At 40.3% G+C, this 24,202-nt stretch carries 21 protein-coding genes; 12 read left to right on the plus strand and 9 right to left on the minus strand.

The window, feature by feature from the left end; translation table 11 throughout:
- Nucleotides 1–17 precede the first annotated feature (17 nt).
- Both KSK37_RS00325 and tyrS read right to left on the minus strand, forming a co-directional pair.
- Nucleotides 18–770: an acyl-CoA desaturase gene (locus tag KSK37_RS00325; RefSeq protein ID WP_217198760.1), complete on the minus strand. Its 753-nt coding sequence runs from the start codon at nucleotides 768–770 to the stop codon at nucleotides 18–20.
- Nucleotides 771–894: 124 nt separating this feature from the next.
- Nucleotides 895–2,190 carry a tyrosine--tRNA ligase gene (gene tyrS / locus KSK37_RS00330; protein ID WP_088358476.1) on the minus strand — a complete coding sequence of 432 codons (1,296 nt, stop codon included), beginning with the start codon at nucleotides 2,188–2,190 and terminating at the stop codon, nucleotides 895–897.
- A gap of 281 nt (nucleotides 2,191–2,471) precedes the next feature.
- On the opposite strand from tyrS, the gene KSK37_RS00335 reads away from it, so the two are divergent.
- Nucleotides 2,472–2,918, plus strand: coding sequence for a KTSC domain-containing protein (locus KSK37_RS00335; protein WP_088358475.1), 447 nt, complete (start codon nucleotides 2,472–2,474; stop codon nucleotides 2,916–2,918).
- Nucleotides 2,919–3,000: 82 nt separating this feature from the next.
- Here KSK37_RS00335 and KSK37_RS00340 read toward each other — a convergent pair whose 3' ends face one another.
- Complete coding sequence (locus KSK37_RS00340; RefSeq protein ID WP_217198761.1) at nucleotides 3,001–3,429, minus strand: PIN domain-containing protein; 429 nt, start codon at nucleotides 3,427–3,429, stop codon at nucleotides 3,001–3,003.
- Nucleotides 3,429–3,677 (minus strand): DUF6364 family protein, encoded by a 249-nt coding sequence (locus KSK37_RS00345; RefSeq protein WP_217198762.1) that lies wholly within the window; start codon nucleotides 3,675–3,677, stop codon nucleotides 3,429–3,431. Before KSK37_RS00345 ends, KSK37_RS00340 begins: the two co-directional genes overlap by 1 nt.
- Before the next feature lie 38 nt (nucleotides 3,678–3,715).
- Between KSK37_RS00345 and KSK37_RS00350 the strand changes: the two genes are divergently transcribed.
- The gene (locus KSK37_RS00350) at nucleotides 3,716–4,084 is read left to right on the plus strand and encodes a hypothetical protein (RefSeq protein WP_217198763.1); all 369 of its coding nucleotides are present in this window, start codon (nucleotides 3,716–3,718) and stop codon (nucleotides 4,082–4,084) included.
- Between the two features lie 10 nt (nucleotides 4,085–4,094).
- On the opposite strand, the gene KSK37_RS00355 is transcribed toward KSK37_RS00350, so the two are convergent.
- Together KSK37_RS00355 and KSK37_RS00360 are read right to left on the minus strand one after the other, a co-directional pair.
- Nucleotides 4,095–5,567, minus strand: a complete 1,473-nt coding sequence (locus KSK37_RS00355; RefSeq protein WP_217198766.1) for an FAD-dependent oxidoreductase — start codon at nucleotides 5,565–5,567, stop codon at nucleotides 4,095–4,097.
- Nucleotides 5,568–5,681: 114 nt separating this feature from the next.
- Nucleotides 5,682–7,019: an alpha-amylase family glycosyl hydrolase gene (locus KSK37_RS00360; protein WP_217198768.1), complete on the minus strand. Its 1,338-nt coding sequence runs from the start codon at nucleotides 7,017–7,019 to the stop codon at nucleotides 5,682–5,684.
- A 202-nt stretch (nucleotides 7,020–7,221) separates the two neighbouring features.
- On the opposite strand from KSK37_RS00360, the gene KSK37_RS00365 reads away from it, so the two are divergent.
- The gene (locus KSK37_RS00365; protein ID WP_217198770.1) at nucleotides 7,222–7,998 is read left to right on the plus strand and encodes a glycosyltransferase family 32 protein; all 777 of its coding nucleotides are present in this window, start codon (nucleotides 7,222–7,224) and stop codon (nucleotides 7,996–7,998) included.
- 180 nt (nucleotides 7,999–8,178) lie between these two features.
- On the opposite strand, the gene KSK37_RS00370 is transcribed toward KSK37_RS00365, so the two are convergent.
- The 3 genes from KSK37_RS00370 to KSK37_RS00380 all read right to left on the minus strand — a co-directional run bounded on the left by KSK37_RS00370 (nucleotide 8,179) and on the right by KSK37_RS00380 (nucleotide 12,891).
- On the minus strand, nucleotides 8,179–9,780 hold the full coding sequence (locus KSK37_RS00370; protein ID WP_217198772.1) for an ice-binding family protein: 1,602 nt from the start codon (nucleotides 9,778–9,780) through the stop codon (nucleotides 8,179–8,181).
- A 392-nt stretch (nucleotides 9,781–10,172) separates the two neighbouring features.
- Nucleotides 10,173–11,627, minus strand: a complete 1,455-nt coding sequence (locus KSK37_RS00375; protein WP_217198774.1) for a sigma 54-interacting transcriptional regulator — start codon at nucleotides 11,625–11,627, stop codon at nucleotides 10,173–10,175.
- Between the two features lie 124 nt (nucleotides 11,628–11,751).
- A complete protein-coding gene (locus KSK37_RS00380) occupies nucleotides 11,752–12,891 on the minus strand; it encodes a vWA domain-containing protein (RefSeq protein WP_217198776.1) in 1,140 nt (379 codons plus the stop codon).
- A 212-nt stretch (nucleotides 12,892–13,103) separates the two neighbouring features.
- Between KSK37_RS00380 and KSK37_RS00385 the strand changes: the two genes are divergently transcribed.
- The 9 genes from KSK37_RS00385 to KSK37_RS00425 all read left to right on the plus strand — a co-directional run bounded on the left by KSK37_RS00385 (nucleotide 13,104) and on the right by KSK37_RS00425 (nucleotide 24,196).
- Nucleotides 13,104–13,673, plus strand: coding sequence for a Crp/Fnr family transcriptional regulator (locus KSK37_RS00385; RefSeq protein ID WP_217198778.1), 570 nt, complete (start codon nucleotides 13,104–13,106; stop codon nucleotides 13,671–13,673).
- 64 nt (nucleotides 13,674–13,737) lie between these two features.
- On the plus strand, nucleotides 13,738–14,259 hold the full coding sequence (locus KSK37_RS00390) for a GlcG/HbpS family heme-binding protein (protein WP_217198780.1): 522 nt from the start codon (nucleotides 13,738–13,740) through the stop codon (nucleotides 14,257–14,259).
- A 15-nt stretch (nucleotides 14,260–14,274) separates the two neighbouring features.
- Nucleotides 14,275–14,679, plus strand: a complete 405-nt coding sequence (gene uraH / locus KSK37_RS00395; protein ID WP_217198781.1) for a hydroxyisourate hydrolase — start codon at nucleotides 14,275–14,277, stop codon at nucleotides 14,677–14,679.
- Nucleotides 14,680–15,060: 381 nt separating this feature from the next.
- Nucleotides 15,061–15,567, plus strand: coding sequence for a DUF4143 domain-containing protein (locus KSK37_RS00400; RefSeq protein WP_425513991.1), 507 nt, complete (start codon nucleotides 15,061–15,063; stop codon nucleotides 15,565–15,567).
- A gap of 368 nt (nucleotides 15,568–15,935) precedes the next feature.
- Entirely contained in the window at nucleotides 15,936–16,439 is a 504-nt protein-coding gene (locus KSK37_RS00405) for a tetratricopeptide repeat protein (RefSeq protein ID WP_217198782.1), read from the plus strand.
- A 758-nt stretch (nucleotides 16,440–17,197) separates the two neighbouring features.
- Nucleotides 17,198–18,763 (plus strand): type I restriction-modification system subunit M, encoded by a 1,566-nt coding sequence (locus KSK37_RS00410; RefSeq protein WP_217198783.1) that lies wholly within the window; start codon nucleotides 17,198–17,200, stop codon nucleotides 18,761–18,763.
- Between the two features lie 46 nt (nucleotides 18,764–18,809).
- Nucleotides 18,810–19,985, plus strand: a complete 1,176-nt coding sequence (locus KSK37_RS00415; RefSeq protein WP_217198784.1) for a restriction endonuclease subunit S — start codon at nucleotides 18,810–18,812, stop codon at nucleotides 19,983–19,985.
- A gap of 38 nt (nucleotides 19,986–20,023) precedes the next feature.
- Nucleotides 20,024–22,459, plus strand: a complete 2,436-nt coding sequence (locus tag KSK37_RS00420) for an AAA family ATPase (RefSeq protein ID WP_217198785.1) — start codon at nucleotides 20,024–20,026, stop codon at nucleotides 22,457–22,459.
- A gap of 27 nt (nucleotides 22,460–22,486) precedes the next feature.
- The gene (locus tag KSK37_RS00425) at nucleotides 22,487–24,196 is read left to right on the plus strand and encodes a DUF262 domain-containing protein (RefSeq protein ID WP_217198786.1); all 1,710 of its coding nucleotides are present in this window, start codon (nucleotides 22,487–22,489) and stop codon (nucleotides 24,194–24,196) included.
- The last annotated feature ends 6 nt before the right edge of the window (nucleotides 24,197–24,202 follow it).

The raw sequence follows: 24,202 nt of genomic DNA on the forward strand, positions 1-24,202 counted from the left end.
AAATCCGGCTTATTATTTTACAGTTCTCTGGTCACTGCAGGAACAGGTTTCAGTTTAATCAGTTTCATCTTATCCAGCAAAACCATGATCAGATAAGTGACATCGATTTCGTGCCATCTCACACCGCCGAAATTGGCTCTTCCGCCAAACTTGTGGTGGTTGTTGTGATAGCCTTCGCCCATCATCAGCCAGTCAAAGTGGAAAAGATTTTTGGAAGTGTCTGAAACTTTAAAGTTAACATAGCCGTATATATGTCCGAACCAGTTAATGATCACCCCGTGGATGGGGGCCATCATATATGCTACCGGAAGCATGATCCACTGCCACCATGCGGTTGCAAAGAAGTAGAAAAATGCGGTGTAGGCAACGGCCCAGCCGATTCTCGATCCCCATGAACTCGCGAACTTATCAAAACCTTCCCATTGCGGAACATTCTTCGTGAATTTCTCCTCGATGCTTACTTTTTGTTTGTTGATCTGCTGATAAATCGATTTGGTTCTCCACATCATGGTGAACAAATTGTGATCGTATTTCGGAGAATGCGGATCTTTTTCGGTGTCAGCATACGCGTGGTGCATCCTGTGCATAACGCCGTATCCGTAAGCGGAAAGATAGTTGGAGCCCTGCGTTACCCAGGTTAAAATATAACATAGTTTTTCACCGAACTTCGACATTTTGAAGGTTTGGTGTGCTGCGTAACGGTGCAGGAAAAAAGTCTGGAAAAATAGTCCTGAATACCACAGAACAATGATGAAGATAATAATAACCATTAAAAAAAATTTAGCCGTAAAAGTACAAATTTTAAAAAGAACAGATCACTGCAAAAAACAGGATCCTTAGATAAATGCTATGTCAATAATAAAAAAATCCGGAAAATACTTCCGGATTTCTGTTTTATACCGCTTTCACGATAAAGTAATTTTTCTTGCCCTTCTGCAGAAGAAGGAATTTTCCGTCAATAAGGTCTTTTTCCTCAACTTCGAAACTGTCGTTTACTTTCTCCTTGTTGATGGAGATGGCGTTGCTCTGAAGTTCTCTTCGGGCTTCTCCCTTAGATTTCAGAAAACCTGACTGCTCTGAAATCAGATCAATCACGCTGCTTCCCAGTACTTCATTTCTGGCGATTTCTTTTTGAGGAACGCCTTCGAAGACTTCCAGGAAAGTCGCTTCATCCAGACTTACCAGATCTTCAGCGGTGGATCTTCCGAAAAGAATTTCCGAAGCTTTTACCGCTTTCTCGTATTCTTCGCGGTTATGAACCCACACGGTAACTTCCTCAGCAAGTTTTTTCTGTAATTTTCTTTCGTGTGGTGCGGTTTGATGATCAGCAATGAGGTTTTCAATTTCTTCTTTGCTTAAAAAGGTATAGAATTTAATGAATCTTTCCGCGTCTTCATCTGTAGCATTCACCCAGAACTGGTAGAATTTATACGGGGAAGTTCTTTTCGGATCGAGCCAGTAATTTTCCCCGCTTTCAGATTTCCCGAATTTGGAACCGTCGGATTTGGTAATTAATGGAACAGTTAAGGCAAATGCTTCACCTTTGGCTTTTCTGCGGATCAGTTCAGTTCCGGTGGTAATATTTCCCCATTGGTCAGAACCTCCCATCTGAAGTTTCACATTTTTTTCTCTGTACAGATGCAGGAAATCATAGCCCTGCAAAAGCTGATAGGTAAATTCGGTAAAACTCATGCCTTCCGCGCCGCCTTCACCGGTAATTCTTTTCTTTACCGATTCTTTCGCCATCATATAATTCACGGTGATATTTTTACCGATATCACGGATGAATTCAAGGAAAGAAAAGTTCTTCATCCAGTCGTAATTGTTCACCAGTTCGGCCGTATTGGCTTCATTTCCTTCGAAATTCAGGAATTTGGAAAGCTGATTTTTCAGACAGTCCACATAATGGTTAAGGGTAGCTTCGTCCAGAAGATTTCTTTCGTTGGATTTCCCTGATGGATCACCGATCATTCCTGTAGCGCCGCCCACCAGAGCAATCGGCTTGTGACCATACTGCTGAAAATGCGCAAGAACCTTAATAGGAATAAGACTTCCGATATGTAAAGAATCTGCAGTAGGATCAAAACCGATATAAGCGGTAGTGATTTCTTTGTTCAGCTGTTCATCAGTTCCGGGCATCATGTCGGCATACAGACCGCGCCATTTCAGTTCTTCAATAAAGGGATTCATCTTCTAAAAAATTTTAAGAGGCAAAGATAAGATTTTTGACCGGAACTCAAGCGGAAGGTAAATACGCACTTCACTGATTTGAAGGAAATATCTGCAGTACATTCCTAGGGATTTTAACGGAAACAGAAGATCCACGAAAGTTGGTTTTAAGCAGTTGGTGAACAGTCAGAATCAATTTTTGGGCTTTTATTTTTCGTAAATAATTCATAATCAACTGCTTTTGTATAGTGGGATTTAAATTTAAAAGCCTAATTTTGCACCCCGAAAATAAAGATAGAGATATGAAAAGAATTGGCGAGCACAGAAAACTTCTTGGAGTGGACAAAACCGTTACCTTAAAAGAGCTGAAAACAATATACCGGAATACGATGAAAGACGCGCATCCCGACAAATTTGCGAATGACGAAGCCGCAAAACTTGAAGCGGAAGAAAAAAGCAAATCGGTAATCGAAGCCTACCATTTTCTGGTAAGCATCAACCCGGAAACTCAGGAAAAATACAGAGAAGAATATACGGAAACCATTTCCAAATCCATTATTCAGGATTTTTATCATGAAAAATCGATTTTAAAAGTGCAGCATTTCAACGGAAAAATGTACGAGTATATCGGCGTGCCCAGAAATACCTATATCAAAATGGTGAATTCAGATTCTCCGAGCCGTTTTGCCAGAAGGCATATCTACGGCAGTTTCATCTACAGAAAGTCGGGTGAAGCGATGGCGGATTAAGATCTGACTATTCTTATAAATTAAAAAGCACAGTTTTCGCAGGAAGATTGTGCTTTTGCTTTTAAACCTTGACAAGGTTGATTTAAGATTCAGAAAGCTTAACGAGGCTGATATAAGTTTCTGGTTCCATTATCGCTAAATTGCTGGTTTTGTAGTCTTTAATGTTTCTTGTAATGATGACTTTTATATCAGGATCATTTTGTGCAGAAAAATTCTGAAGCGCATCTTCAAAGTCTTTGAATTCTGAATTTAAAGCTTCTAAAACTGCATTTTTATGGGTTGTTAAAACATCAATAATGTTCATTAAAATTTTTAAATGTTCAATTACTTTTTCATGTCTTGCTGTTTTCCTGAGCAGGTAATAAATGTTACTTAGCATAATAGAGGTCACAAAACCTTGAATTTGTCCTGTTTCACACCAACTCAAAATTTGTGCGGCCTCTTGTGAGAAAGGCTTTCTGTCAAACAGAAAATCAAGAATCACGTCCGTGTCAATTAAAACCTTATCCATTACAGGTATTTTTCTGAAAGCCGGTCAGTTAATTCTTTTTTGTAATCGAAATCTTTAGGCATTTTAAATGAACCTTTCAAAGATTCGACAGCAGGAGAGAATTCCTCCTGTTGAGGTATTTCCTTAGCAGTTAGTGCTTTAAGGTAGTTTTCAATGAGATCAGAAAGGCTTCTTTCTTTTTTGCGGGCGTATTTTTTAGCCTTTTCGATGATGGACTGATCGATGGTTAAAGTGAGTTTTGTATTCATCTTAAATATGTTTGAATACAAAGGTACAAAATAAAATAATGCACGTGTTTTTATTGGTGATTTTTGTACGTGCTGTTTTCACTCCAGGGCTTTTCTCTTCAGCACTCTTCCTCTCGGTTCATCGCGTTTTTAACCTTGTCAAGGTTCCAAACCTTGACAAGGTTGATTTTGCTTTTTTTGTACGTGCTGTTTTCGATCCAACGCTTTCCTCTTCAAAAATCTTCTTCTCAGTTCATCGCCTTTTTAACCTTGTCAAGGTTCCAAACCTTGACAAGGTTGATGTGATTTTTGTACGTGCTGTTTTCACTCCAGCGCTTTCCTCTTCAAAAATCTTCTTCTCAGTTCATCGCCTTTTTAACCTTGTCAAGGTTCCAAACCTTGACAAGGTTGATTTGGCTTTTTTTTGACGTACTGTTTTCACTCCAGCGCTTTCCTCTTCAAAACCCTTCCCCTCGGCTCATCACCTTCATACAACGCAACTTCGGAATGAAGGAATTCTGCCGCTGCGGCCGAATCTTTTACCTTGGCGGCACTTCTTTCCAGCATTTCGGTTTCGGAATTTTTTAAAACACTTTCTCTGATGCCTTTTGTGCGCCATTCAGAGTGGGGTCTGCAGGCTTTTGAAATTTCTCTGGCGAGGGAAAGTGCATCCAGCAGCGCCTGATTTGCGCCCTGACCTTTGAAAGGACTCATCGGATGAGCCGCGTCGCCGATGAGGGTCACCGGCCCTGCATTTTCTAATAAATCTGAATGAAGTAATGCTCGGTCGTAAACCGGGTAGCCGGAAATCTGCGCTTCCTGAGTTGCGGATAAGATCTGGGGAATCGGCTCATGCCATGGTGTTCGGCGGAGGGCTTCTTCCTTGAGCGCGGCGGAACCTTTGGCGCTTAAACTTTTGGCATCCTCCTCAAGCATCGGGAAACTCAGCTGCCACATCACCGATTCCGAATCGTAAGGCATGATGTAAATTCTTTCATGTCCGTTGGCGGTTTGAAATACCGTCGCCGAATCCAGCAGAGAACTTTCAACACCGTTAAGCGCACTCAGTGGGCAGATGCCGAGAATCACAATACAGTCCAGATAACGGAGCGGGGAAATTTCATCACCAATCAGAAGGTGGCGTACCGCACTTCGGATTCCGTCGGCGCCTACGACAAGATCAGCTTTTTCGGTTTTTATTTGGCCGTCCGCGAGAAAGCGGAGGTCAGCGCTTCCGTCTTTATTTTCTTTGAAATCAATCAGCTGATGTCCCCATTGCACCATGCCCTGTCCTCCAAGCTGTTCCAGCAGAGCGGAACGCAGCGACTGTCTGGCAATATGAATATTGGTGCGCCTCGGAGATTTTTGGGTTTCAGTCTCCAGCCATTTCCGCATTCCCCATTCCCCAACCACTTTTCCGTCCGGAGTGTGAACCAGATGCCTTGTGGAAATGACTCCTCTGTCCAGACTGAAAATACCGAAGCCCTCAATGGCTTTACTGGCCTGCTGCAGCGTGAGCCCGTATCCCTGAGCCCTCGCATCAAAACTACGGTCGCGTTCGTAAAGGGTAAACGGAATGCCGCGGTGCAGACATGCCACAGCGAGAGCCACCCCTCCGATACCGCCTCCGATGATGGCGACGAGCGGATAGTTTTCAGGATCGGGATCGGGAAATTTTTCTGAAGGAATCAGTCCGGAGCCTGAACAGTTCTGACAGGTGTAAAGATGGGGGACAGGATGAATCGGTGCTTTTCCCTTGCCGTCGCTCTTTTCAAATGCTTGAAGTTCTTTTTGATAACGTTCACGGACACTTTTTCGGATTCTCCGCTTCTTCTTACCAAGGCCCATGCATTCAGGACAGACCGTCCGGCAGGTCCTTTCATTTTCCATCCTGTTCGTTGCTGTATTCATACCGGTTGACTGAATTTTTTGAAGCCGTTTTTCTTATGCTCATAAAGCGCAAAGATAATCATTGTAACAGGAAATTATTTTTAGGGAGTTAGAAAGGTTAATTTATTGCATTTCTTAAAGTCTTCCATTCGATTGATGCAGCACCACATATTCCCATGGCTCCATCGCAAGCGTCATCTTTTGCAGAACCTGTTGTGATCGGCCGGTGAAAAGGTTCTCATAAACTCCCGGATCCAGAGAGGTGTCACATTTTACATTAACATTTTCTTTGCTTAAATTAATAAAGGTCAGTACTTTATCCCCGTTTTTCTCCCGGACAAACGAAATGACCTGATCCGGTTGATCATTCATGATTCTTACCATTTCACCGCCGCGGCTGCCGTTCCAGAGCGCCTGGTTTTGGTGTTTAAGCCCAAAAAGGGTGGTGTAGATGGCTTCGTTTTCATGTTTCTTCCAGACAATGGGATCTCTTTCAAAAAACTTCAGCGAGCGGTCCAGGCCGGCTTCCTGACCGTTATAAACCAAAGGCATTCCGTCCATCATCACGGTAAAAACCGTTACCGCCTTCAGGGCGGCTCCGAAATTACTGTACTGGTGGCCTTCCCAGGAGTTTTTGTCGTGGTTATCAGTGAAATTCAGGCGGATGCCTTCCTTCGGAAAAATCGAGAGATGTTCTGCAATATAAGCTTCGCTGAGCGACCTGACACTTTTATTGCTGACGGCGATCTGATGAAGGATGTTCCACAGTGTCCAGTTATAAGTGGCATCAAAAGCTTTGCGATGAAGTTCCTTGTCTTCAGCCTCTGCCAGCATAAAGACCGGTTTGAGGTCCTCCAGTTCTGCTCTGGCGTTTTCCCAGAAATCAACCGGTACAAAACTGGCCACATCGCAGCGGTACCCGTCGATATCATATTCTTTGACCCAGAATTTCAGGGCTTCGGTCATGTATTTGCGGAGTTCCGGCTTCCGGTAATCAAAATCGATGATGTCATCATAATCGCGCCACAGGGTCGACTGAAATTCACCGTTCCTGGAACGTGCGTACCAGTCGGGATGTTCGGTTGCGAGTGCATTATCCCAACTGCTGTGGTTGGCAACCCAATCGAGAATGACGTACATCCCGTGTTCGTGGATGGCCCTGACCAGGTTCCGGAAATCTGCTTCCGAGCCGAATTCCGGGTTGATCCCCAGATAATCTTTCACCGAATAATAACTGCCCAGACTTCCCTTGCGGTTGACGGTGCCAATAGGGTGCACCGGCATGAGCCAGATAATGTCGATGCCCATCTTCTTCAGCCGCGGAATCTGTTTTTCAACGGCTTTGAAACTGCCTTCCTCTGAAAACTGCCGCACATTAAGCTCGTAGAGGGTGGCATTTTTCACCCACTCCGGGTTTTTGATCTCTACGTAGGTCTTTGGTTGGTAACGGCTGTCGGATTGCGGTGACTTCATAGGGAATAATGAAATATTTACATCAAATTTAATCTTTTAATCATTATTGTCGGCGTAATGCCTGCAAACCTTTAGGCCATAAAAAAGGAAATTTCTGCGCAGCGATAAAGGATAAAAAATTCCCTTGTAAATTTAGGTGTAAAGTTTGCTGAACCAGATATGTAAAAGACCGTCTGCAATAACCGACTTAAAATAATATACAATGATCCCAAAAACAATCCATTACTGCTGGTTTGGCGGACAGCCGAAAAATGAACTGGCCCAATACTGCATCGCCTCCTGGAAGCGCATCCATCCCGGTTTCGAAATTGTGGAATGGAATGAAAGCAATTCCCCGCTGGACGATAATCAATATGTAAAAGAAGCATTTGCGCAGAAAAAATGGGCCTTCGTTTCCGATTATGTACGCTCAAAAATCATGTATGAGCATGGCGGAATTTATATGGACACGGATATGGAACTGAAACTTCCGCTGGATGAATTCCTGAATGAACAGGCGGTATGCGGTTTCGAAGTGAAAGGCGTTCCGTACTCCGCATTCTGGATGGCAGAACCGAAACATCAGCTCGCAAAGGATTTCACAGACTGGTACAGCCGTCAGGAAGGTTTTGAGGAGCGCATCAACACGGATATTTTTTCAGAAATGCTCGAACAGGAATACGGCGCCGACCGTTACGCGGATAAGATCCAGCATCTGAAACACGGCGTCACACTGTATCCGTCGGTCTATTTCTCCCAGGATTTACCGAAGAATTATGTAAGCCACCATTTCAACGGCTCGTGGTTTGGCGGCGATTCTGAAAATACCCACAAAAAAATGGTCAATGTATATGGTCTTCTGGAGCGTCTCGTCAACTATCCCGACGCCGCGAAAGCGGTGAACAGCATTATAAACCAACACGAAATTATCAACGTGAAGGCGGTGCTGGATTTAATCCCTAAAAAGAGCATTGAGGAATATTTAAAATATAATGATTAAATATTGCTTTATCCAGTCTTCTGCTATTCGGTATTAATTATTTTTAAACATGTGTTCGCTTATAAAACCGGTTATAAACCGAAGCCTGCATAAAAAAAATGGGAGTGGAGGACGGAAAAAGGCGTGCAAATAAAAACCCTACCGGGAAGGTAGGGTTGATGAAAATTATGAAAAAGGATTTTACGGTCTGGAAATTAATTTTCCACTCTGTTTTGCTCCGTTTTTACCGGTGAGCTGGTAGAAGTAAACGCCCGCAGGAAGTTTCATTGGTAATGAAGTTGTTTTTTGTGATAAAACGGTCTGTGTTACTTTTGCACCCGCTGCATTGAAAATGGTCAGTGTGGATCCGCCGTCTGCGTTCTCCATTTTGATATTTAAAACAGTGGAGAAAGGATTCGGGAAAAACTGAACTTCTTTGGTTGCAGCTGTATTGGAGCTGGTTGCTAACAGTTCACAGCCGGGAGTCATCTCTGCATTGATCCCAAAAGTGGATATTCCACCGCTGGTACTCAAAACGCGGCCTTCGATCTGCACGCCATTATTGATGATGACAGCACCGTTGTTTCCTATAACAGAACCTTTAAATTTCGTGTAGTCGTTAAGGTTTACTGCGCCATCCACTTTCCAGAAAACATTTTTTGCCTGTGCGCCGTTAATGAGTTCTACGGAAGCGTAAGTGCTTGTTGACAGAGCGCCGTTGATTTTAATAACAAACACGGCATTCGGATTATTCTGTGCATTGAGTGTCACTTTTCCATTAAGTACAGTAGCTGCATTCAGTTGGTAAGTATGTGGCGTCAAAACAAGATCCTGTCCGAAAGCTGCAGGGTAAAGCAGTTCAATATCCGTTGGAAGGTTGTTAATGAAAGTGTATGCATTGTTAAGATCTAATGAAGCTTGAGCGGTAGAAGTATCGGGGATGAGGTGGATTTTACCGTTTACTTTTGTGGCGTCGAATCCTGTGGTAAGGCCTACGTTGGTTCCTACATCACCTGTAATAAAAGTGATTCCGGTATTGGTTAATGAACCGTTTCCGGTGAATACCGTGTAACAGACAACAGTGCCCAACGGCGGTTGAGCCGGACCTGTAAGTACCGGAGATCCGCAGCCAACCGGCTTTCTTACGGTAACTCCCGATACAGTAACTGCACCTGTTGTCGAAAGTGCGCGACCCTCTAATGATACGCCGGAACGAAGGATAATGGCTGCATTATTTGCAACAATGGTTCCTTTCATCGCGGTGTTTGTCGCAAGGTCAACGAGGCCTTCGGTTTTCCAGAACACGTTGCATGCAAGTGCTCCGTTGGTAAGCAGTACCTGTGCGCTTGCTGCTGAGGATAAAGCACCCTGAATTTTAAAGATAAAAAGGGCATTGGGGTTTCCGCCTCCATCAAGGGTTAAGGTATTGTTTAATGTCGCAGTTTGTCCGATGGAGTAAGTTCCCGGAGTAAGTACCTGGCCATTACCTAAAAGGGAAGATGGGAAGAAGTTCGGGATCGCTGCGTTCAGTTGATTGTACGCAATCGTAAGATCAGCGGCGGCAATCATGGTGGTGCCGTCTGAATCGTGCATCACACCATCCACGTTGCCGAAGTTGGTGCTTGAACCGTTATTCGTGCCGACATTTCCTGTAAGATGAGATAAGCCGGTATTCGAAACAGCACCGTTGGTAGAGAAAAGCGCGAAGTTGGCAGTGCTTCCAAGCACCGGAGCCTGCGCTTTGGCGGTCGAATAGAAGCTCATGAAAACAACCGAAGTTGCCAGAAGTATAAATTTTTTCATTCTGTAAATTGGATTAAACTGAGTAGAAGTACAACAGTTCGTCAAAGGTACACGCTTTTTCGAACTATCAATACTTTTTTAATAAAAATAACTGTATTTTAATATTTTATTTTTATTAATTCAGATAATATTAATAATTTTTATTAAATTTTATCCATTTATTTTTATGAATTTATTAATTATTATTAGAGGCGTTGTATGTCCCGGTGGAGAATCATACGTATCATCATTAATGGTCTTTATCACTGCGTTCACTGGGAATCGAATGATCATGACAAAAATGAATACTCCTTTTGCTGGAAAGGGACTTTATTGAAAATTATTTACAAAAAACCTCATTTAAACTGATGTTAAATGAGGTTTTTGATGGCAGGATGAAATCTCCTTTAAAATTATCTTCCGTAATACTTCCCGATCCCCGCCGAATCAAAAGTGAAAGTGTTTTTATTTTCGAGTTTATCCAGTTTTTTGCTGATGGTCAGAGCCCATAAAACAAGTTCTTTGCTGAAGTTCCGGTCTTCGGGGCTCAGCTGATCTGCGTATTCATTAATAAATTCGGAGAGTGGTGCGATGCTTTCGAGTCTGCTGTAAAATTCAGCATCGGTGTCCGTGTAATTCAGCTCCGCGGTATTGTTGTTGAACCACTGGATCAGATCGGTATACGGAGTTTTGATGCCTTCTTTTTCGAGCTTCGGGATGCGCGGGAAAAGCTGTTCAAACTGATTCATCACCGCCTGATCAATGAGGAGTTTCGCCACATGGTCTGCGCCTTCCTGCTCACCTTCGTACACCAGTTCAATCTTTCCGGTAATTGACGGAACAATCGACATAAAGTCCAGGAGTCTGAGCGTGGTTTTTTCGGCTCCGGATTCTATCAGCCGCAGTTTGGCTGCCGCCATCAGATTTTCCATCGCAGAGATCGTGAGTCTTGCACTCACGCCGCTTTTCGCATCCACAAATTCACTTTCCCTAGCCGCGAAGGCCACTTCCTCCAACAGGTTTTTCGCCAAATCCGGAACGGTGATCTGTGCTTTATCTTCAGCAGAGACCTGAGCTTCCTGGTCGGTGATCTGTCTTGCCAAAGCGATGGTTTTCGGATAATGGGTGAAGATCTGGGAGCCGATACGGTCTTTCAGCGGGGTCACGATGCTTCCCCGGTTCGTATAATCTTCCGGGTTTGCCGTAAAAATAAACTGAATATCCAGAGGCATCCTGAGCTGAAAACCACGGATCTGTACATCACCTTCCTGCAGAATATTAAAAAGCGAAACCTGAATCCTTGCCTGCAGATCAGGAAGTTCATTCAGGACAAAAATACAGCGGTTCGCGCGTGGAATCATTCCGTAATGCAGCACGCGCTCATCGGAGTAGGGCAGTTTCAGCGTGGCGGCCTTGATGGGGTCGATATCACCGATTAAATCGGCGACATTCACGTCCGGTGTAGCCAGTTTCTCAAAGAAACGGTGCGAGCGGTGAACCCACGAAATAGGGGTTTCGTCGCCCAGTTCTGCAATAAGGTCACGCGCATATTTGGAGATGGGCTGAAACGGACTGTCATTAATTTCAGAACCTTTGACGATCGGCATATATTCATCAAGCAGACTCACCATGCTTCTCGCAATCCTGGTCTTTGCCTGTCCTCTCAATCCGAGAAGGTTGATGTGATGTCCGGCCAGAATGGCTTTCTTCAGTTGCGGAACCACCGTGTCTTCATATCCCCACAGGCCTTCAAATACAGGTTCTTTCGCTTTAATCTTTGCAATAAGGTTGGCCTGAATTTCCTGATTAATCGTTTGATGAATGTAACCGGAGTCCTTTAATTCTTTAAATGTAATATCGTTTTTCATATTCTAAATGGTGCTTTTATCTCTAAATTTTTAATACAGAATCTGTCAATTGTTCATCCTCTTACATCCAACATCCATCACCCAACACCCCGCATCCAACATCCAACACCCAACACCCAGCACCTCATATCCTCCTGATCCGGTTCCTCTCATAATCCTCAAAGATCATTTCCCCCAGATTGCTGAGTCCGGTCAGAAAAGCTTTCCCCTGATTCTGTGCCGTAAAAGCCTCTACAAATTTTCTTAAATAAGGATCCTGTGCGATCATAAAAGTGGTGATGGGAATTTTAAGCCTTCTGGCTTGCGCGGCTTTGGTGAGGCATTGGGAAACAATCATTTCATCAAGGCCGAAGCTGTTCGTGTAGAGTTCTCCGGTGGGCAGCTTGATGCAGCTGGGTTTCCCATCGGTAATCATAAAAATCTGTTTGTTCGTGTTTCGCTTTCTGCGCAGAATATCCATCGCCAGTTCCAGACCCGCAACGGTATTCGTATGGTAAGGCCCGACCTGCAGATAGGGAAGGTCTTTGATTTTGATCGGCCAGGCTTCGTTGCCGAAAACAATAATGTCGATCGAATCTTTCGGATATTTGCGTTTAATGAGTTCCACCAGCGCCATGGCGACTTTTTTCGCTGGCGTGATGCGGTCTTCGCCGTACAGGATCATGGAATGGCTGATGTCGATCATCAGCACCGTGCTCATCTGGGCTTTGTGACGGGTTTCCTCCATAATAAGGTCATCTTCGGTCATTCTGAGATCAGAAATTCCGTTATTGATCTGGGCGTTCTTGAGGCTTTCCGTCATATTAACCGCCGAAAGGTCGTCACCGTACTGGAAGGCGCGGTTTTCACCGTCGCGTTCGTCACCGATGCCCACTTTTGAGGTGCGGTGGCTTCCGATGCCGGTTTTTTTCAGTTTTCCGAAAATCTGATCGAGGGCAAACTCGCGAAGGGCTTTTTCAAGTTTGGGGGTGAGGATGTTTTTGCCTTTTCCCGTACCGGTATTGCCGTCTTCAGGATTCTTTTCTTCCTTGATGTAGCCGCGTTTTTTCAGATCTTCTTCAAAATCTGCCAGCGTATATTCGTCGGTGAAAATATCGTATTCTTTATCGAGCATTTCGAGCCATTCAAAAGCCTCTTCAATATCACCCGACGTATGGGTGAGCAGATCTTTGAATACCTCAAAAACCCTGTCGAAATGGGAGATCTCCTCAGGACTGTGTTTGGTGAACGTAAAGCCTTTTCTGAAGTTCAGGTCGGTGTTCATAATGGTCTGTTTACGGAGCAAGTTATGGAAATATTATTCCATTGTCTCTGAAAGCACATAGAAAATGATAATGACTGCGATTTTAAAATTTGACTCATCGTTTGGGCTTGGTAATGAGCGGATGGGAGTTGTTAGCAAATTCTGGCAGTTTTCGTGATGAGGTATTTTCTTTATATTTGAGATCAGGCAATTTTAATTTTTAGTAAAAAACAATGTTGACCACCCTGGAACAGTTTATCCTCACCCGTTCATTGGCAGATGAACAGACGCTGCAGAAAATCTCCTCCTGCTTTACCTTCGTAAAGGCGGAGCGGAAACAGATGCTGCTGGATTATCACCAGGTCTGCAGACATTATTATTTCATCACCAAAGGAGCCATGCGCCTTTTTACTACAGATAAAGAGGGGAATGAAAGGTCCAGATATTTTGCTTTTGAAGGAAATTTCGTTACCGCTTTACCCAGTTTTATTGATCAGCTGCCGGCCGAAGAATATTTACAGGCCATTGAACCTTCCGAACTCCTGTGCATTACCAGAGAAGACTTCTATCTCCTGGTGGATACGGTGCCTCAGTTTGCGAAAATTTATACCGAAATTCTTGAACTTGGATTCATCACTGCCCAAAAAAGAATTTACGGTTTTCAGAGTTTCACAGCCCTTGAAAAGGTAAAATGGATGATGCAACATCAGCCCCAGCTGCTGCGCAGGCTTTCCAATAAAATGGCCGCGACTTACCTTGGCATTTCACCCTCTACTTTGAGCAGGGTAAAAGCTCAGCTGTAAAAAAACGTTGACTTAGAGCAACGTTTTTTATTTTTACAGCCGCTACCTTTGCCAAAACCATTTTATGAAAATATTCGCATTAGGAATCGTTTTTATTTCGGCATTGGGGTTTGCACAGAACAGAGTGGACCCCAAAATGCCGCCCCATACTCAATTTGTAAAATCGGTGGATAACCTGACTTTGGACGCCGCCATGGAATTGGCAACAAGAAGTATCAAAAAAGCGGATGCGCTGGAAAAAAAAGTTACGGTTGCTGTTCTGGACGCTTCCGGAGAAATCATCCTCCTGATGCGCGGTGATGGAGTAGGTCCTCACAATACCGAAGCTGCAAGAAGGAAGGCATACACCGCACTTTCTACCAAAACCCCGACGCTGTTACTGATGAGAAATGCAGCCGCTAATCCAGATACCCAAAATCTGAACACCCTCCCGGAACTTCTTCTTTTAAGCGGTGGAACGCCGGTGTGGTACAAAGGTAATGTGATTGGCAGTATTGGCATTGCCGGCGGCGGAAGTGCGGAAAATGACGATCTCATCGCAAAAGCGGCGTCTGTTCCTGATTTGGGAATTCATACAGTAAAATAATATAAACAGATAAAAATGAAAAAAATACTCTTTGCAGCGGTCTTTGCACTGCTTTCAGTCTTCGCATTTGGTCAGAAAACCGGTTATCAGCTTTCAAGCCATATCCTTGATGTGTCTAAAGGCGCTCCCGCGAGTGGAGTCACCATCAGACTCGAACGCTTTACCGAAGCCAGCGGACAGTGGTCTTTGGTAGACGAAAAAATAACCGATCAGAACGGCAGAATCACCGATTTCCTTCCCGGCAACTCCAACACCGGAATTTACAGACTGACCTATTTTACCGCCGATTATTTTAAAAAGAACAAAACCGAAAGTTTTTATCCTTTCATCGAAGTTGTTTTTCAGATCAGGGATCACCAGCATTACCATGTTCCCATCACCCTTTCAGCCTACGGGTATTCGACGTACAGGGGGAACTAGATAAAATAGAGAACAATGGGGAGTCCTGTGGGCTGCACTTTAACGTTCTCAGAAATTTTTTTGATGTGTTTGAACAGGCCGGGGCGTTTTTTCTTTTCGGCCTGGTTCATTTTCAGCAGTCAAAAGAAAAACTTCTGAACATTCCCTCATGGTCAGTGTCGGATTCGATTAAATAAATGAAAATGTTCTACAATACTTTTACACCGTTAATCTCCGGCAAATAGCCAACGGTGCCGTACAACTGCTGAAAAAATCCTTATTTGCTCCTTATAAGGCAAAATAGATAGATTTAAATCTGCTTATTTTTATTATATTTCTTCAAATAAGCAAAATAATGAAGAATTCACGCCTTATTCGATCTGATAAAATCACCTGGAATGTCTGGAATCTGCATTTTTGATCAAGGTCATCCATAAAGTAGATATCACTGCAAAACGCCTGAGACGCATCACCAGCTTTAAAGTATATCTTACCAATCCTTCGCTCCGTACCGCCTTGTTTTCGCCCATAAAGGGAACAGACGACGAGATGGGTAATATGGTAGAAACCGCAATTCTGTCGCAATGGATGCACAGGGATTATCTCGATTTAACTTACGCCCGCTGGAAAGATGGTGAAGTCGATTTGGTATTGATTGATGATAAAAAGTTTAAACCCATTTGGGGAGTTGAGATTAAATGGAGCAACCGATATTTTGAAAAACCTCAGGAATTGTCCAGCCTGATTCAATTCTGTAAAACAAATGGATTCACAAGCTCATTAGTGACCTCAATTGATAAACAGGGGACTAAAAAAACAGGAGAGCTGTCTTTCACTTTTTTACCTGCATCAGTGTATGCTTATAATATTGGTGAAAATACTTTAAGAATGAAATCAACGCTTTATTAATATACGCATGATCCAAAGATACGAGGTCCAAAAGCCTTCTTGCGGAGCAGCGGGAAAAATATCCTGAGGTGGATGAGGTTGCGGGTACCAGCATTTTATAGGACTTTGAATTGTCGAGTCAGGGGCTTATCGGGTAGGGGGATAACTTTGCCAAAGTTTCACACTTTGGCAAAGTTCTGTACTGGATGTGCAGTTGCGCGGGCAGATCACAGAGCGTATGACCGGTATGAAGATCTTAATGATTCGAAACTTCTGTAATATTCCGCGCATGACCGGGGAACTTTTGAAATAATATGTTATTTTTATCCCGCGGAAGACCGTAATTTTTTCACGCATTCACGTTCCCGCTAATCCCAGAAATATCAATCATGACGCCGAAACAAAAAGAACGCATTCAGCTTAAGATTGCAAAAATAAAGAAGGAACTTGCCGCCGATAAAAAGAGGTGGGGAGGCTATTACGACGACAGCCGCGGACTGCGGTATCTGCCCCCGGAACTGTACCTGAAGATACAGGATTATTCGGGCGCACTCCGGTATTTTAACTGGTTCCATAAAAACTTTCCTGATGATTCAGGCTATCCGGTATTTTTATTCGAGTGGACCATTACACTGTTTAAAAAGGGCAAAATTAAAGAGGCAAAGGCCAAGACTTTACAGACCGATCGCGCCAACAGCTGGATTGTTCCTGCTTTTCTGCAGGTGGACAACAGCCGCCCGCCCGCTAAAACATTTTCCAACTGGCAGACCCAGGATGTTGCTGAAGAAATGGGTTATTCAAAGACTGATGCCGAGCTTTCAGATTTTACCTTATGGCTGAATGATTTCGTAAGCGGTGCGGAATTTATCCAGCTCCGCGGCGACCTTTTATAAAGTATCTGCACAGGGGAACCGACACCGGCATCGCCATTACGGTATGGAAAAAAAGCAGTATACTGATCTCCAGTAATAGGGATGCCGTACCTTCAGGTCGGCATAAACTGGGGGAGGCCATGACTTTGCCCAGGGACTGCCTGCCTTCATGCCATCCCGTGATTATCAGTTGAATTCTTCTGCCGTGCTGCGGGGTTTGTTAACAAGTATGGCTGTAAGGGGACGGGAGAGGGTAGTATATTTAAATAGGTAATTTCGTCATAAAAATATTTTTTGTCATGGATATTTAGCGCTTGATAACAAATGTATTATTCTCAATAAGGCTCCGAAGTGAGGACACTTCGGAGAGCGGGGTGAATATTTTAATGTACCGACCTCATAAGGCTACGAAGTGAGGACGCTTTGGGATAGCGGGGACGTATCGGTAGCGGAGGATAACTTTGCCAAAGTTTCAAACTTTGGCAAAGTTCTTTACTGGATATGCATTACGCTGGGTGATCACAGATCCTTTGACAGCTCATATCGTTCACTAAAGTAAATAATGCGAGATTTTGCGATAATCTCGCATTATTTACTTTTTATACTTCGTTTTTATTTTAACTGTGGGTATTTCATAAACGCTTTATGGTTTTCCGTAAATGCGGATAAGGTATTTTCGTTATATTTGGAATTCAGATGAATTGTTTTAAAATGAGACCGTCTGCATTGAAAAACATTTTTCCTTATCAACTTATTTTTACCTTTTCCGAAAAGAACACATGGCAACGAAAACAGCTGCAAAAACAAAAAGTACAGAAGAAATCCTCTGGGATTCTGCCAACAAATTAAGAGGTTCCGTAGAACCTTCTGAATATAAACACGTCGTTTTAAGTCTCATCTTCCTCAAATTTGCCAACGATAAATTCCTCAGACGGCGTCAGGAACTCATCAATGAACACAAAGAAGCTTTTCTGGATATTCCCGAGTTCTATCAGGCAGAAAATGTATTTTATCTCCCTGAAGAATCAAGGTGGACTTTCATTATGGAGAATGCCAAGCAGGAAAACATTACATTGATTGTAGATTCTGCCCTGAAAACCATTGAGCGCACCAACAAATCTCTGGAAGGCGCTTTGCCCGATAATTATTTTTCCCGTCTTGGATTGGATCAGTCTAAGTTCTCGGCTTTGCTGGATACCATCAACAATATTGATACGCTACGCGACGAAGCCCACGATATTGTGGGGCGTGTGTATGAATATTTCCTGAGCAAATTTGCCATTGCCGAAGGAAAAGGAAAAGGGGAATTCTATACGCCAAAGTCTATTGTCAACCTCATCGCCGAAATGATAGAGCCTTACAAAGGGAAAATCTATGATCCTTCCTGTGGTTCGGGCGGGATGTTTGTACAGTCGCTGAAGTTTATTGAAAAGCATAAGGGAAACAAAAAAGACGTTTCTATCTACGGTCAGGAGCTGACCAATACGACCTATAAACTCGCCAAGATGAATCTCGCCATCCGTGGGATTTCTTCTAATCTGGGGAACAAAGCGGCAGATACTTTCGGCGACGACCAGCATAAAGATCTGAAAGCCGACTACATCATGGCGAACCCACCTTTTAATTTAAAAGACTGGCGTGCAGATAGCGAACTGACCACCGACCCGAGATGGGCAGGCTATGAAGTGCCACCGAAATCTAATGCCAATTATGCGTGGATTCTGAATATGATCTCCAAGCTTTCTCAGAATGGTGTGGCAGGATTTATTTTGGCAAACGGTGCTTTGAGTGGTGGTGGCGAAGAATATAAAATCAGGAAGCAAATTATTGAAAATGATTTGGTGGAAGCTATTGTGATTTTACCAAGAGCAATGTTTTATTCTACCGATATTTCGGTGACGCTTTGGATTCTGAACCGCAATAAAAATGAAAGAACTTTTGAAGTGAACGACGGCATTAAAAATTACCGTAACCGAAAAGGCGAAGTTCTGTTTATGGATCTGCGTCAGAAAGGTGAACCATTTGAAAAGAAATTCATTCAGTTTGGTGAAGAGGAGATTACTGCGATTGCTACCCATTATCATAACTGGCAACAACAAGACTGGAAAGAAACCTATCAGGATATTCCTGAATATTCTTACAGTGCCAGTCTGGAAGACATCCGCAAAAAAGATTATTCTTTGGTGCCAAGTAAATATATTGAGTTTGTCAACCGAGATGAAAGTCTGGATTATGATGAGCAGATGCAAAGTTTACAAACTGATTTGAAACACTTATTTGAGCAGGAAAGCCAATTGAAAGAGGAGGTTTCCAATGTTTTTAAAACTTTGGGCTATGAGTTATAAGAGGTTAGGAAATTATATTCGACAGGTTAATGTTCGGAACAGAGATTTGGAAACAGAAGTTCTTTTAGGGGTAAGCATTACTAAAAAGCTGATACCTTCAATTGCCAATGTCATAGGTACGGATATGTCTGTCTATAAAATCATAGAGAAAAGACAATTTGCCTATGGAACTGTGACTTCAAGAAATGGAGAAAAGATTTCCATTGCTTTATCCGATCAATATAATAAAGCGTTGGTTTCCCAAATTTATGTTGTTTTTGAAGTGATTGATATTGAAGAATTACTTCCTGAATATTTAATGATGTGGTTTTCCAGACCTGAGTTTGACAGGTATGTAAGATTCCATTCTCACGGCAGTACGAGGGAAACTTTTGATTGGGCAGATATGTGTGAAGTTGAATTACCTATCCCAGCAATTGAAGAACAGCGACAAATTGTAGCGCAATACCAAAGCATAGCCAACAAAATAAAAGTGAACGAGCAGATTTGCGAAAAGTTGGAAGCTACTGCGCAGGCTTTGTATAAACATTGGTTTGTGGATTTTGAGTTTCCAAATGAAGCGGGAAAACCTTACAAATCTTCCGAGGGTAAAATGGTTTGGAGTGAAGAGCTTGGGAAGGAGATTCCGGAGGGGTGGGAAGTGAACAATTTAAATAAAATTACCAATAAAATTTACAGTGGAGGAACTCCATCAACAGAAAATGATAATTTTTGGAATGGAATATATTATTGGTTTTCTTCTGGTGAAACGGGAAATAGATTTATAATACAAACTGATAAAAGTATAACAGAGGATGGTATAAAAGGTTCAACTACTAAGCTATGTAAAAAATATTGTACAGTAATTGCAACCGCTGGTCAAGGAAAAACTCGTGGACAATCAGCACTTTTATTTACAGATGTTTATATAAATCAATCTGTTATTTGTGTAGAGCCTAAAAAAGATATTTATTCCTTATTCATCTTTATTGATATAAATTCAAGATACAATGAATTGCGAAATAATTCTGATGCTCAAAGTATCAGAGGAAGTATAAATTCAGATGACATTAAAAATTTACGAATTTTAATGCCAACTGATTTATGTTTTGAATTATTTTATTCTAAAATTAAAAATTCATTTGATATTGTTGAAAATAAAAAGTATCAAAACCAAAAACTCACACAACTACAAAGTTTGTTGTTGTCGCGGTTGGCGGTTGGGGAGGAAGTGGGTGCTTAAAATAAAAAACTAAAACTAATAACTATAAAAACTAAAATATGATCAAAAAAATTAATATTAATAACCTTGGATTATTTAAAAATTTTCAATGGGATGTTGCAATTCGAAGTAATCCTGGCAATAATATTATCCCATTGAATAAAGAAAACATTCTTTATGGAAGAAATTATTCCGGAAAAACTACTCTGTCAAGAATAATTAGAGCTTTAGAAACCAAAGAGCTTTCGTCAAAATACCTTGATCCAGAATTTGAAATCATACTATCAAATAATTCAACGATTGATCAATCTAATTTTCACGAGAATACATTAAACGTAAGATGTTTTAACGAGGACTTTATAAAGGAAAATTTAAGTTTTATTATTAATCCTGATTCAGAAATTAAACCATTTGCTATTCTTGGAGAAAATAGCGAAATCGAAGCTCAAATTGAAGCTATTAAAAGTGAATTAGGAGACAGTAATGAAGACTCTAAAACTTTAAAATATAAAGAATTAGATGATTTAACTGAATTAGTTGGCGTACAAAACGCTGAACTTACAAGGTTAAGAAGATCATTAGAAACTCAACTAACTAATAAAGCAACTTCAGCCACTGACAGTATAAAACAACAACATTTAAAGTTTGGTGACATTAATTACAATAAGGCGAAGCTACAACAAGAAATTGATAAAGTTCTTTTACCTGCATTCACGGCAATTGATGCTAGTAAAGAATCTACAAATATTGAGCAGATAGATGAAGTAGAAAAAATAAATGTTTCACATTCTGTTAGTTTTATAAATATTTATGAAAGAGAGCTACCAGAAATAAAATTGGTTTTAGAGCAGACTTTATTAGATAATAATAAAATTGCGGAACTATTAGCAAACTCTAGTATAAATGAGTGGGTTAAAAAAGGATACGATCTTCATTCAGAAGATAGAAATTGTACTTGTAAATTTTGTGGTAATCCTATTTTAGAATCTCGTTGGAAGGAACTCGATAATCATTTTGATGAAGAGTCGAAAAAACTTGAAGATACTTTGAACGTTTGTAAAGTAAAAATTGCAAGAGAAATAGATGCCATCAGTAATATTAAGCTACCAAATAAAGACCTCTTCTATATTAGTTTTCATAGTGAACTAAATGAATGTTCAGATTCATTTAATTCTCACATTTTAAATTATAAAGCAGATTTAGAATTCTTACTTTCAAAAATTGATGAGCGTTTACTTTTAATTCACAGTCCAATTACATATGACTACACTACAACTTTTTCGCAAACCGATTTTTCAGCTACAGTAGAACTTTACAATGATATTAAGAATCGCAACAATGCGTATTCAAATGAATTATCGGGAAAAATTTCTGAAGCAAAAAAAGAGCTTAGACTCTTAGAAGTAAAACGCTTTGTAGATACTATTCAATATAGCACCCAATTACAAAATATTGCAAATAAAGAAATAGAATTTACAAGTAAAGAAACGGAAAGGAAAGAAGTAGATGATTACATAAAATTAAAAGAGAAAGAAATTATTGAATTATCACGTCAATTGAATAATGAAGAAGAAGGAGCAAGAAAAGTAAATGATTATCTACAAAATTATTTTGGTCATCAAAACTTGGAATTGCAAGCAATTGAAGAAGAAGTAGATTCTGATAAAAAGATTAGGTTCAACATTGTAAGAAATGGAGATATTGCGTATCACTTGAGCGAAGGAGAATGTAGTATTATTTCATTTTGCTACTTTATGGCTAAATTAGATGATATTCATACTGCTGGTGAAAAACCCATAATATTGATTGATGATCCTATATCAAGTTTAGATTCGAATCATATTTTTTACATTTATAGTCTAATAAATAATGAATTATTTATAAAAAAACGTTTTGAACAAATTTTTATTTCCACACATAATTTGGAATTTTTTAAATATTTAAAAATGTTGAAATTTTCAAAAGTTGATAGACAGACGCAAAGCGAGTATTTTTTAGTCAATAGATTTGAGAACAAATGCACTATTAGTTTAATGCCTTCCTATTTAAAGGATTATGTTACTGAATTCAATTATTTATTTCATCAGATATATAAATGTGCTAAACACGATACTGTTTCAGATCTAAATCTTGATGTATTCTACAATTTTGGTAATAATTTGAGAAAATTTTTAGAGGTATATTTATTCTATAAATATCCAAGTAAGCTAAATACTTCGGATGGTAATTCGAGCAATAATAAAAGATTAATTAAATTTTTCGGTGAAAACCAAACTGTTTTGTTAATTGAAAGAATAACAAACGAATTCTCGCACTTAGAAGAAAACTCTGGTAGAAGTACCCAACCAATTGATGTACCTGAAATGAAAACAGTTGCAGAATTTATTTTATCTACAATTAGATTAAAAGATGAACAACAATATAATGCACTTTTGGAAAGTATAGGTATATCGCAAGTGATTGAACAAGCTACCGTAAATCCAAATTTAAATTAAAGTAAGAATTAAAAGTAAGAACCAATAATGGACGCATCAAAAAAAACGATCAATGATATTTTTAACGGTAACCGTATTTTAGAAATTCCCTTTTTTCAGAGAGCTTACGTTTGGGGTGAAAAACAATGGGAGAGACTCTTAGAGGATATGGAAGAAGTTTCAAAAACGAACAAACCTTATTTTTTAGGTTCCGTAATTCTTAAACAACAACCAACCTCGTCAGCAAGTAAAGTTGGCGATATTCGAACTTTAATCGATGGTCAACAAAGGTTAACAACATTAAATATTTTTTTTAAAGTTCTGTGTTTGAAAAGTGATAAAAACGCAATGTTTGACAGGACTTTCAGATTAATGACCGATGAACTAGCCTTATCACACAGTCATAATGATATAGATAAGTTTACCGAAGTTTTGTCTATAAATGATTTAGTTGATTTGCCAGGAGAAGATAATATAACCAAATGCTATGGTTACTTTAAAAAATCAATCAATGTTCACAATTTAGATTTTCAAAAAATACTTGCCAATATATTATTTGTTGGAATCGACTTAGATCCAAATGAAGATGAGCAACAAATATTTGATACGATCAATTCTTTGGGGGTTACATTGACAACTGCTGAGCTGTTGAAAAATTATTTTTTCAACCGTGATATTAAACTATACGAAAAGTATTGGAAAAACCTTTTTGAAAAGGATGAAGATGTAAAAAAATATTGGGATCGCGAGATAACAGCTGGTCGAGTAAAGAGAACATTTATAGATTTATTTTTTGATGCATTCCTTCAAATTAAGATACAAGACAAAAGTTTCGGCGTAAAAACTGAAGATAAAATTGCCTATGCTCGTGGCGAACATCTGTTTGAGTCATATAAAGACTTCATTAAAAATTATCTCGATGGAAACAATAATATATTACTAGATGAAATTAAGGAGTATGCAGAAATATTTGCAAAAAACTTTGATTACGAAATCATCAATAGAGAGATATCTTCAAGCAACCATATTGAAAGATTAAATGCTATAATTTTCGGACTAGATAACAGCACATTGATTTCATATGTACTCTATGTTTTAAAAAATGTAACAAATACTGCAGAACGAGATAATATATTCCAGTTCTTAGAGTCATATATTATGAGAAGGATGGTTGCACATACAACTAATAAAAATTATAATCAGTTATTTACGGAAAGATTTATAGGTAACAAGATTCTGACTGTTCAAGCTATTAAAGAATTTATAGAAAAAAGTACAGATACATCTACGTTTATTCCTACAAATGAAGAGGTTTTGGAAGGATTTAATAAATCAATTTTAATCAATAAACAGTCTGCTGGAATTTTATATTTATTAGAATCTAAACATCGAAAATCTCATCTGCATTCTACAGCTTTGTTAGGTATTAGCAAATACAGTTTAGAGCACTTAATGCCTAAAAACTGGTCTAAAAACTGGGGAACATTACCAACCCAAGATGATACAATCAAAAGGAATAGAAAACTGTTGACACTCGGTAATTTAACTATAATCACGCAGTCTTTAAATTCTTCAATACGGGATTCGGATTGGCAAACAAAAAAAGAAGGTAAAGGTGATAAAAAAGGGTTAGAGGACTACGCGTCAGGTCTTGAAACAATGAACAAGTACTTGACACTAAGTATTTGGGATGATAACGCTATAAGTCTACGGGCAAAAGATCTTTATGATATAGCAGAAAAAGTTTGGACAACATAAAAATAA

It is taken from the genome of Kaistella soli, assembly GCF_019038595.1.
Lineage (GTDB): Bacteria > Bacteroidota > Bacteroidia > Flavobacteriales > Weeksellaceae > Kaistella > Kaistella soli.

Bases quoted from the DNA above. Each gene is read 5' to 3' on its own strand.
- KSK37_RS00345 (WP_217198762.1), bottom strand. From the start codon at position 3,677: ATGAATACAAAACTCACTTTAACCATCGATCAGTCCATCATCGAAAAG.
- KSK37_RS00420 (WP_217198785.1), top strand. From the start codon at position 20,024: ATGATCAAAAAAATTAATATTAATAACCTTGGATTATTTAAAAATTTT.
- KSK37_RS00380 (WP_217198776.1), bottom strand. From the start codon at position 12,891: ATGAACACCGACCTGAACTTCAGAAAAGGCTTTACGTTCACCAAACAC.
- KSK37_RS00375 (WP_217198774.1), bottom strand. From the start codon at position 11,627: ATGAAAAACGATATTACATTTAAAGAATTAAAGGACTCCGGTTACATT.
- KSK37_RS00365 (WP_217198770.1), top strand. From the start codon at position 7,222: ATGATCCCAAAAACAATCCATTACTGCTGGTTTGGCGGACAGCCGAAA.
- KSK37_RS00325 (WP_217198760.1), bottom strand. From the start codon at position 770: ATGGTTATTATTATCTTCATCATTGTTCTGTGGTATTCAGGACTATTT.
- KSK37_RS00410 (WP_217198783.1), top strand. From the start codon at position 17,198: ATGGCAACGAAAACAGCTGCAAAAACAAAAAGTACAGAAGAAATCCTC.
- KSK37_RS00350 (WP_217198763.1), top strand. From the start codon at position 3,716: ATGCACGTGTTTTTATTGGTGATTTTTGTACGTGCTGTTTTCACTCCA.
- uraH (WP_217198781.1), top strand. From the start codon at position 14,275: ATGAAAAAAATACTCTTTGCAGCGGTCTTTGCACTGCTTTCAGTCTTC.
- KSK37_RS00360 (WP_217198768.1), bottom strand. From the start codon at position 7,019: ATGAAGTCACCGCAATCCGACAGCCGTTACCAACCAAAGACCTACGTA.
- KSK37_RS00355 (WP_217198766.1), bottom strand. From the start codon at position 5,567: ATGAATACAGCAACGAACAGGATGGAAAATGAAAGGACCTGCCGGACG.
- KSK37_RS00335 (WP_088358475.1), top strand. From the start codon at position 2,472: ATGAAAAGAATTGGCGAGCACAGAAAACTTCTTGGAGTGGACAAAACC.
- KSK37_RS00370 (WP_217198772.1), bottom strand. From the start codon at position 9,780: ATGAAAAAATTTATACTTCTGGCAACTTCGGTTGTTTTCATGAGCTTC.
- KSK37_RS00340 (WP_217198761.1), bottom strand. From the start codon at position 3,429: ATGGATAAGGTTTTAATTGACACGGACGTGATTCTTGATTTTCTGTTT.
- KSK37_RS00390 (WP_217198780.1), top strand. From the start codon at position 13,738: ATGAAAATATTCGCATTAGGAATCGTTTTTATTTCGGCATTGGGGTTT.
- KSK37_RS00405 (WP_217198782.1), top strand. From the start codon at position 15,936: ATGACGCCGAAACAAAAAGAACGCATTCAGCTTAAGATTGCAAAAATA.
- tyrS (WP_088358476.1), bottom strand. From the start codon at position 2,190: ATGAATCCCTTTATTGAAGAACTGAAATGGCGCGGTCTGTATGCCGAC.
- KSK37_RS00425 (WP_217198786.1), top strand. From the start codon at position 22,487: ATGGACGCATCAAAAAAAACGATCAATGATATTTTTAACGGTAACCGT.
- KSK37_RS00385 (WP_217198778.1), top strand. From the start codon at position 13,104: ATGTTGACCACCCTGGAACAGTTTATCCTCACCCGTTCATTGGCAGAT.